Origin of the sequence: Citrobacter sp. Cpo142 (genome assembly GCF_030332425.1) — a bacterium.
In the GTDB taxonomy this organism is placed as follows: domain Bacteria; phylum Pseudomonadota; class Gammaproteobacteria; order Enterobacterales; family Enterobacteriaceae; genus Citrobacter; species Citrobacter portucalensis.
This window is the reverse complement of the sequence record NZ_JAOWHW010000148.1, coordinates 79,401-97,303: the sequence shown is the minus strand read 5'-3', so window position 1 is coordinate 97,303 and position 17,903 is coordinate 79,401. Positions and strand designations below refer to the sequence as shown.

14 protein-coding genes and 1 pseudogene are annotated in these 17,903 nt (G+C 54.8%); 4 read left to right on the top strand and 11 right to left on the bottom strand.

The window, feature by feature from the left end:
• Window positions 1-26: 26 nt before the first annotated feature.
• From gltP to nrfA, 7 genes and pseudogenes are all read right to left on the bottom strand, one after another.
• On the bottom strand, window positions 27-1,337 hold the full coding sequence (gene gltP / locus OGY18_RS25355; RefSeq protein ID WP_003826659.1) for a glutamate/aspartate:proton symporter GltP: 1,311 nt from the start codon (window positions 1,335-1,337) through the stop codon (window positions 27-29).
• Between the two features lie 344 nt (window positions 1,338-1,681).
• Window positions 1,682-2,293, bottom strand: coding sequence for a heme lyase NrfEFG subunit NrfG (gene nrfG / locus OGY18_RS25350; RefSeq protein ID WP_286554743.1), 612 nt, complete (start codon window positions 2,291-2,293; stop codon window positions 1,682-1,684).
• Window positions 2,290-4,519, bottom strand: a pseudogene (gene nrfF, locus OGY18_RS25345) (heme lyase NrfEFG subunit NrfF). The gene nrfG and the pseudogene nrfF overlap by 4 nt, the downstream one beginning before the upstream one ends.
• An 8-nt stretch (window positions 4,520-4,527) precedes the next feature.
• Window positions 4,528-5,484, bottom strand: a complete 957-nt coding sequence (gene nrfD / locus OGY18_RS25340; protein WP_003826653.1) for a cytochrome c nitrite reductase subunit NrfD — start codon at window positions 5,482-5,484, stop codon at window positions 4,528-4,530.
• On the bottom strand, window positions 5,481-6,152 hold the full coding sequence (nrfC, locus tag OGY18_RS25335) for a cytochrome c nitrite reductase Fe-S protein (RefSeq protein ID WP_003031761.1): 672 nt from the start codon (window positions 6,150-6,152) through the stop codon (window positions 5,481-5,483). The genes nrfD and nrfC overlap by 4 nt, the downstream gene beginning before the upstream one ends.
• Complete coding sequence (gene nrfB / locus OGY18_RS25330) at window positions 6,149-6,715, bottom strand: cytochrome c nitrite reductase pentaheme subunit (RefSeq protein ID WP_003826649.1); 567 nt, start codon at window positions 6,713-6,715, stop codon at window positions 6,149-6,151. The genes nrfC and nrfB overlap by 4 nt, the downstream gene beginning before the upstream one ends.
• Window positions 6,716-6,759: 44 nt before the next feature.
• Window positions 6,760-8,196, bottom strand: coding sequence for an ammonia-forming nitrite reductase cytochrome c552 subunit (gene nrfA / locus OGY18_RS25325; protein ID WP_148362565.1), 1,437 nt, complete (start codon window positions 8,194-8,196; stop codon window positions 6,760-6,762).
• Window positions 8,197-8,630: 434 nt separating this feature from the next.
• Between nrfA and acs the strand changes: the two genes are divergently transcribed.
• From acs to actP, 3 genes are all read left to right on the top strand, one after another.
• On the top strand, window positions 8,631-10,589 hold the full coding sequence (gene acs, locus OGY18_RS25320; protein ID WP_003826645.1) for an acetate--CoA ligase: 1,959 nt from the start codon (window positions 8,631-8,633) through the stop codon (window positions 10,587-10,589).
• Window positions 10,590-10,780: 191 nt separating this feature from the next.
• Entirely contained in the window at window positions 10,781-11,095 is a 315-nt protein-coding gene (locus OGY18_RS25315) for a DUF485 domain-containing protein (protein ID WP_006688274.1), read from the top strand.
• On the top strand, window positions 11,092-12,741 hold the full coding sequence (actP, locus tag OGY18_RS25310) for a cation/acetate symporter ActP (RefSeq protein WP_003826641.1): 1,650 nt from the start codon (window positions 11,092-11,094) through the stop codon (window positions 12,739-12,741). The genes OGY18_RS25315 and actP overlap by 4 nt, the downstream gene beginning before the upstream one ends.
• Window positions 12,742-12,786: 45 nt before the next feature.
• Here actP and OGY18_RS25305 read toward each other — a convergent pair whose 3' ends face one another.
• Window positions 12,787-13,476, bottom strand: a complete 690-nt coding sequence (locus OGY18_RS25305) for an LrgB family protein (RefSeq protein WP_003826639.1) — start codon at window positions 13,474-13,476, stop codon at window positions 12,787-12,789.
• Window positions 13,469-13,879 carry a CidA/LrgA family protein gene (locus OGY18_RS25300; protein ID WP_003826638.1) on the bottom strand — a complete coding sequence of 137 codons (411 nt, stop codon included), beginning with the start codon at window positions 13,877-13,879 and terminating at the stop codon, window positions 13,469-13,471. The genes OGY18_RS25305 and OGY18_RS25300 overlap by 8 nt, the downstream gene beginning before the upstream one ends.
• A gap of 101 nt (window positions 13,880-13,980) precedes the next feature.
• On the opposite strand from OGY18_RS25300, the gene OGY18_RS25295 reads away from it, so the two are divergent.
• Window positions 13,981-14,871, top strand: coding sequence for a LysR family transcriptional regulator (locus tag OGY18_RS25295; RefSeq protein ID WP_003826636.1), 891 nt, complete (start codon window positions 13,981-13,983; stop codon window positions 14,869-14,871).
• A gap of 59 nt (window positions 14,872-14,930) precedes the next feature.
• Here OGY18_RS25295 and OGY18_RS25290 read toward each other — a convergent pair whose 3' ends face one another.
• The gene (locus tag OGY18_RS25290) at window positions 14,931-15,422 is read right to left on the bottom strand and encodes an REP-associated tyrosine transposase (protein ID WP_286554739.1); all 492 of its coding nucleotides are present in this window, start codon (window positions 15,420-15,422) and stop codon (window positions 14,931-14,933) included.
• A gap of 824 nt (window positions 15,423-16,246) precedes the next feature.
• Window positions 16,247-17,893, bottom strand: a complete 1,647-nt coding sequence (locus OGY18_RS25285; protein ID WP_003826634.1) for a Na+/H+ antiporter — start codon at window positions 17,891-17,893, stop codon at window positions 16,247-16,249.
• Window positions 17,894-17,903: the final 10 nt, after the last annotated feature.

Genomic DNA, 17,903 nt, shown 5'->3' with positions numbered 1-17,903 from the left:
CGGATGGCGGCGTTGCCTTATCCGGCCTACAAGGCGGTCTTATCAAACTGACCTAATACTTCGCGCTCATAGGCCAGCGCTTTTTTGCGGTCAAATTTGTGTTCCCACTTGGAGATAACCAGCACCGCCAGCGCATTACCCACCACGTTCAGCGCGGTACGCGCCATGTCGAGGATACGGTCAACACCGGCAATAAACGCCAGGCCTTCCAGCGGGATCCCCACGCTGCCCAGCGTTGCCAGCAGCACCACGAATGATACGCCCGGCACGCCCGCAATCCCTTTCGAGGTCACCATCAACGTCAACACCAGCACGATTTCCTGCCACAGCGACAGGTCGATACCATACAGCTGCGCAATAAAGATCGCGGCAATACTCTGGTACAGCGTTGAACCATCAAGGTTGAATGAGTAACCGGTCGGCACCACAAAGCTGGTGATTGAAGCCGGTGCGCCATAGGCTTCCATCTTCTCGATAATACGCGGCAGTACGCTCTCGGAGCTGGCGGTAGAGTAAGCCAGAATCAACTCGTCTTTCAGAATGCGGATCAGGATCCAGATGCTCAAACCGCAGATACGCGCGACAATCCCCAGCACCACCAGCGCGAAGAACAGGATGGCAAAGTGCACCAACAGCACCAGCTTCGCCAGCGGCCACAGGGAGGCAAAACCGAAGTTCGCGACGGTAACGGCAATCAGCGCGAAAACGCCGACTGGCGCATAGCGCATAACCATGTGGGTCACTTTAAACATGGTTTCGGAAATAGAGCGGAACACGGTAACCAGCGGCTCGCGGTGAGTTGCCGGCAGGGAAGACAAGCCTAAACCGAACAGCACCGAGAAGAAGATAATCGGCAGCATATCGCCTTTTGCCATTGAGGCGACGATATTGGTCGGCACCAGTGACAAAATTGTCCCCATCAAGCCATGTGCGTGGCTCTGTACTTCTGCAGTCGTGCTTTGATATTTCGAAATATCCACGGTCGCCAGTTGCGACATATCAATCCCGGAACCCGGCTGGAACACATTAGCCAGCGTGATCCCAAGGATAATCGCCACGGTGGTGATCACTTCGAAATAGAGAATAGTTTTAGCACCAATACGGCCCAGCTGTTTTGCATCACCGACTCCGGCGATACCGACAACCAGCGTAGAGATGACAATGGGCACAACGATCATTTTGATCAGATGGATAAAGATATCGCCCGCCGGTGACAGCAGGTTTACAACCAGCCATTCACGGCTGTCACTATGGTAATGCAGGTAACTCCCTAGCAGAATGCCCAGCACCATGGCGATTAGAATCTGCCATGCCAGGCTGACTTTCAAATTTTTCATAACAACGGACTTCCTCGATGGAGCGCTATTCCACATGCGGTGTGTGGGAATAGTACATACTGAAAGGGTATGATTTGTGTTGCGTTCGTTTATGGAGTTTTTTAACGCTTATTATCATTATCATCTGCATGGCATTCCGCGCAACCCTCTAAGAACAGGGCTTTTAGCTGAATTTATGCATAAAAATGCAATTTTGTCGCGGTATCGATGAATAACTTTTTGTTATAAAAGAATTTTAATATGTTCAAAAATGAAGAAGTCATGGCGAGAGTTTTTTTTGCTCATTTGTTCGTTCGCCTATTTTTTAAACAGGCCAAATGATACAAATCACAAAAAAAACAAATTTATTTTTGCCGATTCTGCAACAACTTCGCCATATTAATAGAGTCAACGAGCTGCGCCCGGTTTACTCTCGGCGAGTTTAAATCCATAACTTTTTGCCACACTGAAATAGCCTGGGCGTAGTCTGCCTGCATAAACGCATCTGAGGCTAACAGCATCAGCGCGGTGACCTCTGCCGGGTCCAGCGCCAGGGCCTTATCAATCATCTCGCGAGTGGGCGGCGTCATATGTTGTCCGGCCTGGTAATACAATACCGTTGCCATCGCTGAATAGATCTCAGCATTTTCACCGCCGACACGCAGCGCCTGTTCGTAGGCCAGCAGCGCATTATGATACGCGTTTTGCCAAAGATAGTACTCCCCGAGTTGCGCCCATTTCACGCCGTCCTGTGGATTGGCGCGAATCTGCGATTGCAGCAAAAGCAGCTGTTTTTCCTGAACATTTTCATCGGAGAAAGCATGTAAAGGGTCCGCCAGTCGCGTCTGCTCCTGACGAACCGCCTGCCATTTTGACGTCAACAGGTAACCTCCAATACAGGCCACAACCATCAGCACCGCCGCAGCGGTCAGCCACTTCACGGGCATTGGGCGTAACGACGGTTCGCACTGGCTCATTGTTCACCCTCCTCCGTATGCTGACGTCTTCTCACTCGCCAGACCACCGCACCTACCAGCAATAACAACAGGCACGGCAACGCCCACAGCAGCAGCGTTTGCTCATTCAGCGGCGGATTATAACGAACGAAGTCACCATAACGCTCGGTCATCCATGTCGTGATCTCGGCTTCGCTTTTCCCTTCCGCCACCATGCTATAAACCTGATGGCGCATACTGACCGCTACCGGCGCATTGGAATCCAGTAGGTTTTGGTTCTGACACTGCGGGCAGCGAAGCTGGCTGGCAATAGACAGCGCTTGTTCTTGCTGCTGCGGGTTGGCAAACGTCCATGTGTCCACAACCTGGGCATGGGTAGCGAAAGTGATGAAAAACAGGAGGAGCGTTAAGAGTAAAAATTTTTTGCCGGAAGGCGCTGCGCTTATCCGGCCTACGGTTCGCGCTGCCTGTAGGCCGGATAAGGCGTTTACGCCGCCATCCGGCAACGCTGTTATTAATTTACGCATCACGCTTCCTTCCTCGCCATCCGCTCAGCAGCGCGCCAAAGACCATTAATAGTCCCCCACCCCAAATCCAGCGCACGCCGGTCTGCACGTACAAACGCATGGCATAGCGGTCAGGTCCGGTTTTTTCACCCATTACCGCGTACCAGTCATGCATCAGATTCCAGCGGATCCCCGGCTCCATCATCTGTTGACGGCGCGCGGCATAGAAGCGCCTTTCGGGTTGCAGGCTGCCAATACGTTTCTCATTGTGCCACAGCGTGATCTGCGCTTTTTCACTGGTGTAGTTACCTTTGGCTTCCAGGTCGAGACGCTCAAAACGGAAAATGTAACCCGCCAATTCAACCTGCTGCCCAGGGCTCAGGTTCAGGCTTATCTCCTGACGGCTACCGCTGGAAAAGACGATCCCCGCCGCAAACACCAGCACTCCGGCATGCGCTAGCAGTGCCGGAAGCTGGATGCGGAAAGGCACTTTACGGCTTCTGACCGTTGCCAGCACGATAACCAGCAGCATCAGCAGGCCAAAGGGCAGCGTAGCGCGGTTAAAGTACGGTGCGCCTACGGAGAGCCGTCCCCAGCCGAACAGCCCGTAAATCATCGGGTAGAGCGTGCCAATCAACACAATCAGCAGCACCGCACTAAAGAGCAGCAGCGCAACCAGAATCAGCATCTCGCGTGACCAACCGCCAAAACGCGCATTCTGCCGGATTTGCTGGCCCCGCCAGGCGTACAGCCCGAGCGACGCGAGGCTTAATATGGTAAACAGCGCAAACAGCGGCGCGGCGCGGACGTTATCCAGCGCGAAAGCATGCACCGAAACGAGGATGCCAGAGCGTACAATCAGCGTCCCCAGCAGCGATAAAATCAGCGTGACGATCGCCAGCAGCAGCGACCAGTGGCGGAAGATCCCGCGCTGGCGCGTGATATACAGGCTATGCAGCAGCGCGCTGGCGGAAAGCCAGGGTAATAAGGAGGCATTTTCAACCGGGTCCCAGAACCACCAGCCGCCCCAGCCCAGCTCGCAGTAGGCCCACCAGGAGCCGAGGATAATCCCCAGCGTCAGCGCGCACCAGCCGGGCAGCGCCCAGCGCCAGCACACCCAGGCGCTTTGCGCATTAAAGTCACCTCGCAGCAGCGAGGCCAGCGCCACGCCTGCCGCCACCATCAAACCACCATAACCCAGGTACAGCAGCGGTGGATGGAGGATTAACCCGAGATGTTGCAGCATCGGGTTAAGGTCGCGCCCTTCAATGGCTGGCGGGAAGATACGCACAAACGGATCGGACCATACCACCACAAACAGTAGCAGCAGGGCCGTAATCATTGAGAGGACGCTGAGCGTCAGCGGAAACAGCGCGTCGGTATCACGCCGATAGCGAAGAGCAAACAGCGCGCTCCAGCCGGAAAGAAACAGCACCCACAGCAGCAGCGATCCTTCATGACCGCCCCACACCGCCGCCAGTTTTAATCCCCACGGCAGCAGGCTGTAGCTGTGCTGAGCAACGTAGACCACCGAAAAATCACTGGTCAAAAAGCAGAATACCAGAATGGCAAAAGCCAGCAGCAGCAGGGTAAATTGCGCCCACACGCCCACTGTTGCCAGGCGCATCACACCTTGCCAGCGCTGGCGGACACCCACCAACACGGCAAGCGGGGTCAACACGTTGACCCCGAGGCTTAATAACAGCGCCAGAAAACCGGCTTCAGGAAGGAGAACGTCCAGATATCACCTTACGCAACGGTTAGCTGACCCGCATAGAGGATAAAAAAGCGCAGCAGCAGTACGCCGGTCAGGCTGGCGCCGCACACTGCCAGCACGCCATGAAACGTCGAACTGCGGTTGGCCCAGGGTTTTAGCAGCATCGGCAGTATCAGCCCAAGCCCAGCCACGCCAAGCCAGAACCACCAGGTCCAGAATCCGCCGCCCAGTGCCGCCGCCAGCGCGCGCATTTTGCCGTCATCGCCCAGTGCCAGACCGACGAAGAACGCCGCCAGCAGGAAGATCTCCAGCCATACCACCGGGACTTCCATGCGGTGCACAAAGTGCGCTTCGGTGCTGTGCGGGTTGCTACGATGGCGTAACGCCATGGCGATCAGCGCCACCGCGGCGCCGGAGGAGATCCCAGAGAACAGGAACAGCACCGGCAGGATCGGGTTATTCAGGAACGGGTAAGATTTCAGCGCCGACAGCAGGAAGCCGGTGTACGCCCCGAGCAGAACCGCCAGCACCAGCATTAACGTCTCAAGCGCACGATGGAAAGGCCCGATCAGGGTCAATACTTTCTGCACGATACCTAACCGCGGCAGCCAGCGCTGTTGCAGGGCAATCACCTCTTTTTCAAAGATTTTTGCCAGCCACAGCACTAACACCACCATGTACAACTGGAACAGCATGACCCCCATTGACATCACCGAAGTGAAGCTGTAGTGGAACATCAGTTTCCAGAAAGTCCATGGACGCGTCAGGTGGAACACCAGAATTAACAGACCGAGGATAATCGCCCCCGGCCCTAACACCAGAGTAGTGCGCAGCAGCGTGCTGTCCGAACCGCCCGCCTCCGGATGGAAGCGACGCAGCAGAATCGCCAGCGTGACCAGTCCGGCAGAGATACCTATCAGGAACAGATAGATGGCAATGGGCCAGTCCCACACCAATGATTCAAAATGAAATGCAGAAGCGGATGTCATTGGCTCACCTCCCCAAATTTAAAGGGAACGCGGTAGACCTTCGGTTTTGTACCCAACGCCAGCTTGTAACGGTAGGTCGTTTTCTGCTGCAACAAACGGGAGATATCGCTGTTGGGATCGTCCAGATTACCAAACGTCAGCGCCTTCGTCGGACATGACTCAACGCAGGCGGGCTGTTTGCCCGCTTTCAGGTTGGTTTTCCGGCAGAAATCGCATTTATCCGCCGTTTTGCTCACCGGATGGATAAAGCGCACGCGATAAGGACACGCGGCGATGCAGTACTGGCAGCCAACACAAAGGTCCGGGTTCACATCCACAATGCCGCTGGCGGCATCGCGATACGATGCCCCCGTCGGGCAGACGTCAACGCAGGGCGCGTGGTCGCAGTGCTGGCACGAGTGACGGAAGAAGCGATACTTCACATCAGGAAACGTACCCTGTGGCTCACTGCGAATAATCGTCAGACGCGATACGCCTTCCGGCACGTTGTTGACTTCGCGACAAGCATCCATACAGGCCGTACAGCCGATGCATAATGACTCATCATGTACCATACCGTAACGCACGCCGTTGATGTTCAGCGTCTTCGCCACAACGCGCCCCGCCGTCCCGCTCACTGCCACCAGCGCGCCGACGCCGGTGATAAACTGGCGACGAGAGCAACTCATGGATGCTCCTTAAGCAACGGAATCGACGCCGGATTAAAGTTCGGATTGTTACGCTGATCGCTGTGGCAATCGACGCAAATCTTGATCCGTCCTTTATCGCTCAGCGTTTGCATCGTGTCTTGCTTCGGATGCAGTGAGTGACAGCTGGCACACGCCACTTTGGTTACGTGGACATCGTGCGGCCAGAACGCTTTTTGCAGCTGCTCAGGCAGGTGACAGGACATACAGACGCTGTTCTGCTGCTCCACGTTGTACATCGGCTCATTAAAGCGCATCACATCTTTCACCCCTTCACGGTGGTTCGGTGACGGCTGGCCGTGACAGTTGGTGCAGGTGACCGGCAGTTTGTTATTCGGGTTGATGACTTCCGCATGCTTACCATGCATGCCTTCGGTATCTGGCTTGTGACAGTCCAGACAGGCGGCATCCGGATTACGCTGTTGGGTAACCGTCCAGCGTTGATCCGACTCCTGCGGCGTTGGCGTGGCAGTGATTCCACTCAGGCTCCATAACAGGCCTGACGCCAGCACCCCAGCAGTTAATAACGAACGTAATACGCTCATATTCACTCCGTTGAGTTATCCGCCCCTTGCGGGGCGAAATGGGGTTATTGGCTTAACAGACCGTTTTTACGCGCCTGTTCTTCCCACTGCGGAATCACCGTTTTGATGAAGTCCTGCTTCTCAGCATTGATTTGCTGCATGTTCAGACCAATCGCCGCCTGGGCTTTCTCTTTGGTCGAGATATCCGGCAACGGAATTTCATGCGTGATGCCTTTGGTCGCCAGCAGACGGACCAGTTTGGTACGCGCGTCAGCGGCTTTATCCAGTGCGCTACCCAGCATCCGCAGGCCTTCTTCCGGGGCGTGCATGTGAATGCCGTGTGAGGCGATAGACAAGTCCCAGCGCCATTGTGCGTGACGGATATCTTCCAGAATCGGCTTCATTTCCGCTTCGGTTGCGCCCGCATCCCATGCGGCTTTCGCTTCGAAGTGCGCACGCACCAGCTGATCTTCAACCTTGATTTTCAGGTCATGAATGGCCTGTTTACGCTCGGCGACCACTTTTTGCAGGGACGCTTTGTCCTGGGTGTGGCAGTTCGCGCAGGTCTGAGGGAAGTTATCGAACGGGTTACCAATCTTATGGTCGGTGTAGATCTTGCCTTCCGCGTTTTGCACTTTCGGCATGTGGCAGTCGATACAGGTCACGTTGTTCTTGCCGTGAATGCCCGCGCTCCAGGTTTCATACTCCGGGTGCTGCGCTTTCAGCATCGGCGTTTTAGACAGGGAGTTGGTCCAGTCAGAGAAAGCAATGTTGTCGTAGTATTTCTCCATGTTCTCGACTTTCATGCCGTCGTCCCACGGGAACTTAACGGCTTTGTTTTTACCGTCGAAGTAGTATTCCACGTGGCACTGGCCGCAGACCATGGATTGCTGGTCAAAGCGACCGGCTTTCTCAAACGGTTTGCCGATGGTTTCCATCGCGCGTTCTGCATAAGGACGCGACAGGGTCAGTTCCGGCTTGCCTTTGGCGAAGTCTGGTGACGCGGTGTTATGGCAATCTGCGCAACCGAGGTTGTTAACAATTTCCGGGCCGCCGCGCGCCCATTTACCGTGGAAGTAGCCATCTTCGCCGTCTTTCTGGATAAGACGCGCTACGTCCGGGCTTTTACAGCTCCAGCAGGCCATCGGCAGCGGACCATCTTCTGCCGTTTTTGGTGCGCCGGTACGTAAGGTTTCACGCACATCAGTCACGGCATACGCGTGTCCACGCGGTTTGTTGTAATCGCGCGAGAATGGATATCCCGCCCACAGGATCACCAGACGCGGATCTTCTGCCAGCGCATCTTCACGGGCTGATTGCTCAGACGTGGCTTTCCAGGAGAGATATTGATCGGGATGCTGAGGCGCGAAGGTTTCATTCTTCGCTTCAACGGTGACGGTTTTTGCGGGTACAGGAGTTTGTTCAGCGTGAACAGCAGAGATAAATAATAAAGGTAATAACAGGCTGAAGAAACGGCGTACGCGTGATTTTATCCTTGCCATAGGGGTCTCATCCAGATGACGCCATTATCTGCAATGGCGATTCTTTTATTGTTTTCCATAACAGCAACCACACGAATACTGTTATGACATTGCTCCACCCTATTTGTAACAAGAAACCACACTGAAAATGTTGTTTTTAATCAATTGTAAGTGTATGTAAAATACCACTTTAGAGTTATAACACCCCTCTAACCTCTCACTCTTTTGTCTAATTCAGAGACAGATCACCTTTTCAACAATCCTTTAGATAACTGCATGTTATCGCGAGATTTGATCAATTTTTGCTAGTTCCCTTCAAAATTCAGTTTGTCGCTAATTTGCACAATTCGTTTATTGCGTGATCTGCCGCGCAAATACTAAACAAAACTCTCAAAGCCCCTACATTTAACGTTTATGAGACATATTATTAACATCCTACAAGGAGAACAAAAGCCATGAGCCAAATACATAAACACGCTATTCCCGCAAACATTGCGGATCGTTGCCTGATAAATCCGGAGCAGTACGCAGAGAAATACCAGCAATCCGTTAACGAACCCGACACATTTTGGGGCGAGCAGGGAAAGATTCTCGATTGGATCAAGCCGTACAGCCAGGTGAAGAACACCTCCTTCGCACCAGGCAACGTGTCTATTAAATGGTACGAAGACGGCACCCTGAACCTGGCCGCAAACTGCCTTGACCGCCACCTGCAGGCAAACGGCGATCGTACCGCCATCATCTGGGAAGGCGATGACGCTACCCAAAGCAAAAACATTACCTATCGCGAGTTGCATCGCGATGTCTGCCGTTTCGCCAATACGCTACTGGATTTAGGCATTAAAAAAGGTGACGTGGTGGCCATTTATATGCCGATGGTGCCGGAAGCTGCGGTTGCCATGCTGGCCTGCGCCCGTATTGGCGCGGTGCATTCGGTCATCTTCGGTGGTTTCTCACCAGAAGCCGTCGCCGGACGTATTATCGACTCCAATTCACGCCTGGTGATCACCGCCGACGAAGGCGTACGCGCCGGACGCGCTATCCCACTGAAAAAGAACGTGGATGATGCGCTGAAAAATCCAAACGTGAAAACCGTTGAACATGTGGTCGTCCTCAAACGTACCGGAGGTAAAACGGAGTGGCAGGAAGGTCGTGACCTGTGGTGGTCCGATCTTATCGAGAAAGCCAGCTCAGAACACCAACCGGAAGAGATGAACGCGGAAGATCCGCTGTTTATCCTGTATACCTCCGGTTCAACCGGCAAGCCGAAAGGCGTGCTGCACACCACCGGCGGGTATCTGGTCTACGCTGCAACCACCTTTAAGTACGTGTTTGATTATCATCAGGGCGATATCTATTGGTGTACCGCTGACGTGGGTTGGGTAACCGGACACAGCTACCTGCTGTACGGCCCGCTGGCCTGCGGCGCAACCACGCTGATGTTTGAAGGTGTGCCAAACTGGCCAACGCCTGCGCGTATGTCGCAGGTTGTGGACAAGCACCAGGTCAATATTCTGTATACCGCACCGACCGCCATTCGCGCCCTGATGGCAGAAGGCGACAAAGCGATTGAAGGTACTGACCGTTCGTCGCTGCGTATCCTGGGTTCCGTTGGCGAGCCGATCAACCCGGAAGCGTGGGAGTGGTACTGGAAGAAGATCGGCAACGAAAAATGCCCGGTCGTCGATACCTGGTGGCAGACCGAAACCGGGGGATTCATGATCACCCCACTGCCGGGCGCTACAGAGCTGAAAGCCGGTTCTGCAACCCGTCCGTTCTTTGGCGTACAGCCTGCGATTGTCGATAACGAAGGTAATCCGCTGGAAGGCGCGACGGAAGGAAACCTGGTGATTACCGACTCATGGCCAGGCCAGGCGAGAACGCTGTTTGGCGATCACGAACGCTTTGAGCAAACCTACTTCTCTACCTTCAAGAATATGTACTTCAGCGGCGACGGCGCGCGCCGTGACGAAGATGGCTATTACTGGATCACCGGACGTGTGGACGATGTGCTGAACGTCTCCGGCCACCGTCTGGGAACGGCTGAAATCGAATCGGCGCTGGTGTCGCATCCGAAGATTGCCGAAGCCGCGGTGGTGGGGATTCCGCATAATATTAAAGGCCAGGCGATCTACGCCTACGTCACGCTGAATCACGGTGAAGAGCCGTCACCTGAGTTGTACGCCGAGGTTCGCAACTGGGTGCGTAAAGAAATTGGCCCGTTGGCAACGCCAGACGTGCTGCACTGGACCGACTCACTGCCGAAAACCCGCTCCGGCAAAATCATGCGCCGTATTCTGCGTAAAATCGCGGCGGGCGATACCAGCAATCTGGGCGATACCTCGACCCTCGCCGATCCTGGCGTCGTGGAGAAACTGCTCGAAGAGAAGCAGGCCATCGCGATGCCATCATAACAAAGTCCTGAAAATGCCGGATGGCGACGCGAAAGCGTCTTATCCGGCCTACAAATCTGACCCTACCCTCTCTTCACCGGGAGGGAAATATAAAAAACCTCCCCCAAAGGATTTCGCGTTGCAGGACTGCGACAGCAGTCAGGTCATGCCTGCTGCGCGAAAGACGAAGGGGACCTCTGGAGAGCTCTGTGATGAATGACAATATTTATCAGCGGATAGAAGACAGTGCGCGTTTCAGGGAGTTAGTTGAAAAACGGCAACGGTTTGCCACCATTCTTTCCATCATCATGCTGGCAGTTTATATCAGCTTTATTTTATTGATTGCCTTTGCGCCGGGCTGGCTGGGTACTCCGCTACACGCGGGAACCAGCGTCACCCGCGGTATTCCGATTGGAGTCGGAGTGATCCTCATCTCCTTCATCCTGACCGGAATCTACATCTGGCGGGCAAACGGTGAATTCGATCGCCTGAACAATGCGGTTCTGCACGAGGTTAAAGCATCATGAAGAGAGTCCTGACGGCGCTTGCCGCCACGCTGCCCTTCGCCGCAAACGCGGCGGATGCTATTAGCGGTGCAGTCCAACGCCAGCCAACCAACTGGCAGGCGATTATCATGTTCCTGATTTTCGTCATCTTTACGCTCGGCATTACCTACTGGGCGTCTAAGCGCGTACGTTCGCGTAATGACTACTACACCGCCGGCGGTAATATCACCGGTTTCCAGAACGGGCTGGCGATTGCGGGCGACTATATGTCGGCGGCATCGTTCCTTGGAATTTCCGCGCTGGTGTTTACCTCGGGTTATGACGGGCTGATCTATTCACTCGGCTTCCTGGTCGGCTGGCCAATTATCCTGTTCCTGATTGCTGAGCGTTTGCGTAACCTCGGTCGTTACACCTTTGCAGACGTTGCGTCTTATCGTCTGAAGCAAGGACCAATCCGTATTCTGTCGGCCTGTGGTTCCCTGGTGGTGGTCGCACTGTATCTGATCGCCCAGATGGTCGGCGCAGGTAAACTGATTGAGCTGCTGTTTGGTCTGAACTATCACATCGCTGTCGTACTGGTTGGCGTGCTGATGATGATGTACGTGCTGTTCGGCGGCATGCTGGCAACCACCTGGGTACAGATTATCAAAGCTGTGTTGCTGCTGTTCGGTGCCAGCTTTATGGCCTTTATGGTGATGAAGCACGTCGGCTTTAGCTTCAATAATCTGTTTACCGAAGCAATGGCGGTACACCCGAAAGGTTCTGCCATTATGAGCCCGGGCGGGTTGGTAAAAGACCCAATATCTGCGCTGTCGTTAGGTCTCGGCCTGATGTTTGGTACGGCAGGCTTGCCGCACATCCTGATGCGCTTCTTCACGGTTAGCGATGCTCGTGAAGCGCGTAAGAGCGTGTTCTATGCTACCGGTTTTATGGGTTATTTCTACATCCTGACCTTTATCATCGGCTTTGGCGCGATCATGCTGGTAGGTGCTAATCCGGCGTACAAAGATGCTGCTGGCGCGCTGATTGGCGGTAACAACATGGCGGCGGTTCACCTGGCAAATGCGGTGGGCGGTAACCTGTTCCTCGGCTTCATCTCGGCAGTGGCCTTTGCCACCATCCTGGCGGTGGTTGCCGGCCTGACGCTGGCGGGTGCATCGGCGGTTTCTCATGACCTGTATGCCAACGTGTTCCGTAAAGGCGCAACTGAACGTGAAGAGCTGCGAGTATCGAAGATCACCGTACTGGTGCTGGGCGTGATTGCTATTCTGCTCGGCGTGCTGTTTGAGAACCAGAACATCGCCTTCATGGTGGGCCTGGCGTTTGCTATCGCGGCCAGCTGCAACTTCCCTATCATTCTGCTCTCCATGTACTGGTCAAAACTGACCACGCGTGGCGCAATGTTGGGTGGCTGGTTAGGCCTGCTGACGGCGGTTGTGCTGATGGTGCTTGGCCCAACGATTTGGGTCCAGATCCTCGGACACGAAAAAGCCATTTTCCCGTATGAGTATCCGGCGCTGTTCTCCATCAGCGTAGCATTCCTCGGGATCTGGTTCTTCTCTGCCACCGACAACTCAGAAGAAGGCAACCGCGAACGCGAGCAGTTCCGTGCTCAGTTCATCCGTTCCCAGACCGGGTACGGCGTAGAACAAGGTCGCGCGCACTAACTTCCCTTCTCCTCCGGCTTTCGGGCCGGAGGATTACATCCTTTCTCAGAACATCAGCTTCGCCACCAGTGGTGCCACCAGCACCATCACCACGCCGGAAAGCATCATCACCAGGCTGGCAACGACCCCTTCCTGCTGACCGAGCTCATAAGAGCGTGCCGTGCCTGCGCCGTGCGATGCTGCGCCAAATCCTGCGCCTTTCGCCATCCCTTCACGAATGGAAAGCCGTAAAAACAGCACATCGCCGACCGCCATACCAAATACGCCGGTCACCACCACGAACAATGCCACCAGGTCCGGCTGCCCGCCCAATGGCTCTGCCGCCGCCAGCGCAAACGGCGTGGTGACGGAGCGCACCGCCAGACTGCGTTGGATCTCATCAGGCAACATAAACAGGCGCGCCAGCCATACGGAACTGGTGACAGCCACCAGCGTTGCCGTTACCACGCCCGCCGTCAGCGACATCCAGTGACGCTTAATCACGGCAAGGTTGTCATACACCGGAACGGCAAAGGCGATGGTCGCCGGGCCTAACAGCCACAGCAACCAGTGCGATTCACCAATATAGTTTTGCCAGGAGATATGGCCGAAGACCAGCATCAGCACCAGCAGGGCCGGGGTGAGAACTAATGGCATCAGGGGTAATTTACGAAAACGGCGATACAGGCGCTTATTGGCAAAGTAGATACCCAGCGTAATCACCAGACACAACACGCTTAACTGGAAATTACTCACGGTTTAGCCTGCGCATTTCATAGCGATACACTTTATCCACCACCCACGCCGTTGCGCCGAGCACCATCAGCGTACTGATCGCAATGACGGCAAATATACGCCAGCCATCAACCAGCAACAGCTGCGTGTAGTTCACAACGGCGACCACCGCCGGGACAAAAAACAGAAGCATTTCAGCCAGTAACCAGCGAGCACCTGCGCGAATCCAGTTCAACGGGATAACCCGGCAGACAATTAACGCCAGCATCAGCACCATCCCTACCAGGTTGGCAGGAAGCGGCAGATGCAGCCAGGAGACAAGATATTGAGCAAATACAAAGAGACCTGCATACAACAGAACCTGAACGGGGATCTGGAGTCGATGAATAACGGCAGGCGTCACGCGGCTTATCGCCACAGCCATGAGGGTATGTCCTTAAAAAATAGAGAGCGCCAGTATAGAGAGCCCCCGTCCAGGACTGAAATGAATTAAACTCATTGCAGGCATAGTCTTAAGGAATAATCATGGATATCAGAACGCTGAGATATTTTGTTGAGGTGGTTCGTCAGCAGAGCTTTACCCGCGCAGCGGAGAAGCTTTTTGTCACCCAGCCCACCATCAGCAAGATGTTGAAGAACCTTGAAGACGAGCTTAACTGCACGCTGTTAATCCGCGACGGCCGGCGACTGCTGTTAACCGATACCGGGCAGGTCGTTTTCGAACGCGGCCTGGCGATCCTTGCCGAGTTTCGCCAGCTTGAAGCGGAACTCAGTGACATTAATCACCTCAACAAGGGCGTGCTGCGCCTCGGTATCCCGCCCATGGTGGGGATGTTGATGGCCGGGCCGATCGGCCTGTTTCGCCAGCGCTATCCCGGCGTGGAGCTGAAGGTCTCTGAATTTGGCGGCTTAACCGTTCAGCAGGCGGTAATGAACGGTGACCTGGATGTCGCGATGACCGCGCTGCCGGTTGAAGAAGAGAGCGGTCTGGCAACCCTGCCGCTTTTTAGCCATCCACTCTGCGTGTTGGTTCCTCGCTCCGGTCAGTGGACAACGTGCGAATCCATTCCCCCTGAGGCGCTGGCGGAACATCCGCTGCTTATCTACAACGAAGATTTCGCGTTGAGCCGCCAACTGCTTGAGCTGTTTAGCCAACACAACGTCAAGCCCCGCATAGCGGTGCGCAGCGGGCAGTGGGATTTTCTGGCGGCAATGGTACAAGCCGGAGTCGGGATTGCCATTTTACCAGAGCCGATTTGCCAGCGACTGGATAAGCAAACGTTGCGCTGGATCCCTCTGGAGAGTGACTTACGCTGGCAGTTGGGCATGATTTGGCGCGAAGGCGTTTATCTGTCGCACAGCGCCCAGGCGTGGCTCAAATGCTGTGAAGGATTTTGGCTACCGCAAGCGTCGTAAAATGCCGGATGCGGCCTACATCGGTATGCTGGTCTTGTAGGCCTGATAAGCGTAGCGCATCAGGCACGTTCACCCGCATTAAAATCCATTATTTCACCTGCCCAATCTTGCGGGTACAAACCGTGCCTCACATCACGATGAAATGTTGAAAAAGGCCAGTCCTGTACCTGCTTTACCCAACCATGCTTCACCGGGTTAATGTAAATATAATCAATATGCTGGCGATAATCATGTTCATCACGGATGGTGTGCACCCAAAAGCGAGATTGCCAGATATGTCGGGAAGACAATGAGTGGGTGAAATGCTTCTTAATTTCCCGCCAGCGAGAGGAATAATCCGCATCATTGTCAGGTAACGTCCATATGCAATGCATATGCTCGGGTAAAACGACCCACGCATTAATGCGAAAAGGCCTAACCTTTTTGACCGCAGCGATTGCACACCGAAGCGCGTGAATGTTGGCAGTCAGAAGATGGCTTCGACGGTCCTGCAGATTTACCGTAAAAAACCAGGTTCCCCCATTGATGTAATTTCGTCGATAGTTGGACATGTTTCCCCCTTTCCTCAACCGTATGGAGAAAAGAGGGAATCGACAAGAGGGATGGATTCGTTCAGGAAAGCCGCTCGCAAATTACACGATGAATAATTTCTTGCAGCCAGTTGCGCGCCATTTGGCACCCCTTCGCCGGATGCGGCTAACGCCTTATCCGGCCTACATCGCTATTACCGATCTTGTAGGCCTGATAAGCGTAGCGCATCAGGCACACCCTTCGCCGGATGCGGCTAACGCCTTACCCGGCCTGCATCGCTATTACCGATCTTGCAGGCCTGATAAGCGTAGCGCATCAGGCACACCCTTCGCCGGATGCGGCTAGCGCCTTATCCGGCCTGCATCGCTATTTCCGGTCTTGTAGGCCTGATAAGCGTAGCGCATCAGGCACACCTTTCGCCGGATGCGGTTAGCGCCTTATCCGGCCTGCATCGCTATTTCCGGTCTTGTAGGCCTGATAAGCGTAGCGCATCAGGCACACCCTTCGCCGGATGCGGCTAACGCCTTATCCGGCCTACATCGCTGTTGCCGGTTTTGTAGGCCTGATAAGCGTAGCGCATCAGGCACACCTTTCGCCGGATGCGGTTAGCGCCTTATCCGGCATACATCGCTGTTGCCGATCTTGTAGGCCTGATAAGCGTAGCGCATCAGGCACACCCTTCGCCGGATGCGGCTAACGCCTTATCCGGCCTACATCGCTGTTGCCGGTCTTGTAGGCCTGATAAGCGTAGCGCATCAGGCACACCTTTCGCCGGATGCGGCTAACGCCTTATCCGGCCTACATCGCTGTTGCCGGTTTTGTAGGTCGCATCAGGCACTACCGTTTACTGATTCTCGATCAACAGCGCTTCCAGCAAATCCAGGTCGTGCAGTAATTTTTGCAGCGTTTCATTGCTGATTTCACGCGTGGCGCGCAGGTGATAAAGCTCCGCGCGTTCTGAACGTAGCGCTGCCAGGCGGAAACGCCGTTCGAGGTTTTCTTCCTGCATCGAGCTTTCCACATCGTTGCGCCCGTCGGCGCGTCGGCGCAGGTTACCAATCACGCGTGAACTCACCTCGGTGAGCAACTGGTTATCGATGTTCTCTTCGGTGTCCGCGGCCAGTCGCTCCTCCATTTTCTGGATCGCGACAATCGCCACTTCTGCCGTGGCAGCGCGGGCAATACGTTCCTCTTTCTGCTGCTGCGAGTGGTCTGCCACTTCCAGATGTTGTAGCAGAATCGGCAGCATCACCACGCCAACAAACAGCGAAAACAGGATCACGCCTGCGGCAAGGAAGATCAGCTCATATCGCGCCGGGAAGCCGCTACCGTCTGGTAACAACAGTGGAATGGAGAGCACGCCAGCAAGAGTAATTGCCCCGCGTACACCGGCAAAAGAGGCGATCATGATTTCACGCGTCGTCCAGGATCCAAACTCCATCGGTTTTTTCTTCAGGAAGCGCAGACTGAACTTTTTCATGGTCCACAGCCAGCCAAAACGTACCAGCATTAGCGCCACGTAAATCAGCACGACATCGGTAAACAGCATCCAGATTTCAACATTCGGATCGGCCTCGGCCGCCGCCAAAGAAGACTCCAGAATTCCCGGTAACTGTAGCCCTAACAGCAAGAAGACCATGCCGTTAAATACAAACTCCAGCATCGCCCAGGTACTGTTAGCACGTAAACGCATCGCCAGCGGCGCGCGGCGCATCACCCCGGAACGGGTGATCGTCATCCCGGCAGCGACCGCCGCGAGGATACCGGAAACGCCGATATGTTCCGCAATCAGGTAAGACGCAAACGGCAGCAGGAACAGCAGGACGATTTGCGTTGCCGGCTCGTCACCGCCCCAGCGGCTGAGGAAGCGCAGGGAGCGGCCGTACAGCCAACTGACGACAAAACCAGCCAGGATGCCCCCAATCGCCACTTTGAAGAACTCAAGCGTTGCGCCACCAACGGTGAATACCATCGTGCCCATCGCCACGGCGACGGCAAACTTCAGAGAGACCAGACCGGAGGCGTCGTTCATCAACGCTTCGCCCTGCAGGATACCCATGATTTTCTTCGGTATACGTCCCTCTCCCACAATGCCGGAAAGTGCGACAGCATCGGTTGGCGATAGCACAGCAGCCAGCGCAAAGGCTGGGATGAGAGGGATCCCCGGCACTAGCCAGTAAATCATAAAGCCAATGCCGACCACCGTGACCAGTACCAGCGCCAGCGCCAGGCCGAAAATCTCTCGCCCGTGCTCGAGAAACTCACGCGTTGGCGTCTTCCAGCCATCAGCAAAGAGCAACGGCGGGATGAACAGAACCAGGAACAGCTCAGGATCGAATTCTACATGCAAACCAAACGTCGGCCACGCCAGCAAGGCGCCGATGGCGATCTGCATAAGGGGTAAAGGAAGTTGGAAGGGCAATACGCGAGTAAATACCCCCGACAGCGAGACCACAAGGGTCATGATGAGTATGGTGAAAAAGATTTCCATGCGTTCCCTG

What these genes read in the sequence shown, in the direction of transcription:
- nrfA (WP_148362565.1), bottom strand. Translation starts at nt 8,196, where the DNA reads ATGGCAAGGATAAAATCACGCGTACGCCGTTTCTTCAGCCTGTTATTA.
- OGY18_RS25300 (WP_003826638.1), bottom strand. Translation starts at nt 13,879, where the DNA reads ATGGCTGTGGCGATAAGCCGCGTGACGCCTGCCGTTATTCATCGACTC.
- nrfG (WP_286554743.1), bottom strand. Translation starts at nt 2,293, where the DNA reads ATGAGCCAGTGCGAACCGTCGTTACGCCCAATGCCCGTGAAGTGGCTG.
- OGY18_RS25315 (WP_006688274.1), top strand. Translation starts at nt 10,781, where the DNA reads ATGAATGACAATATTTATCAGCGGATAGAAGACAGTGCGCGTTTCAGG.
- OGY18_RS25295 (WP_003826636.1), top strand. Translation starts at nt 13,981, where the DNA reads ATGGATATCAGAACGCTGAGATATTTTGTTGAGGTGGTTCGTCAGCAG.
- nrfC (WP_003031761.1), bottom strand. Translation starts at nt 6,152, where the DNA reads ATGAGTTGCTCTCGTCGCCAGTTTATCACCGGCGTCGGCGCGCTGGTG.
- OGY18_RS25285 (WP_003826634.1), bottom strand. Translation starts at nt 17,893, where the DNA reads ATGGAAATCTTTTTCACCATACTCATCATGACCCTTGTGGTCTCGCTG.
- actP (WP_003826641.1), top strand. Translation starts at nt 11,092, where the DNA reads ATGAAGAGAGTCCTGACGGCGCTTGCCGCCACGCTGCCCTTCGCCGCA.
- acs (WP_003826645.1), top strand. Translation starts at nt 8,631, where the DNA reads ATGAGCCAAATACATAAACACGCTATTCCCGCAAACATTGCGGATCGT.
- nrfB (WP_003826649.1), bottom strand. Translation starts at nt 6,715, where the DNA reads ATGAGCGTATTACGTTCGTTATTAACTGCTGGGGTGCTGGCGTCAGGC.
- nrfD (WP_003826653.1), bottom strand. Translation starts at nt 5,484, where the DNA reads ATGACATCCGCTTCTGCATTTCATTTTGAATCATTGGTGTGGGACTGG.
- OGY18_RS25290 (WP_286554739.1), bottom strand. Translation starts at nt 15,422, where the DNA reads ATGTCCAACTATCGACGAAATTACATCAATGGGGGAACCTGGTTTTTT.
- gltP (WP_003826659.1), bottom strand. Translation starts at nt 1,337, where the DNA reads ATGAAAAATTTGAAAGTCAGCCTGGCATGGCAGATTCTAATCGCCATG.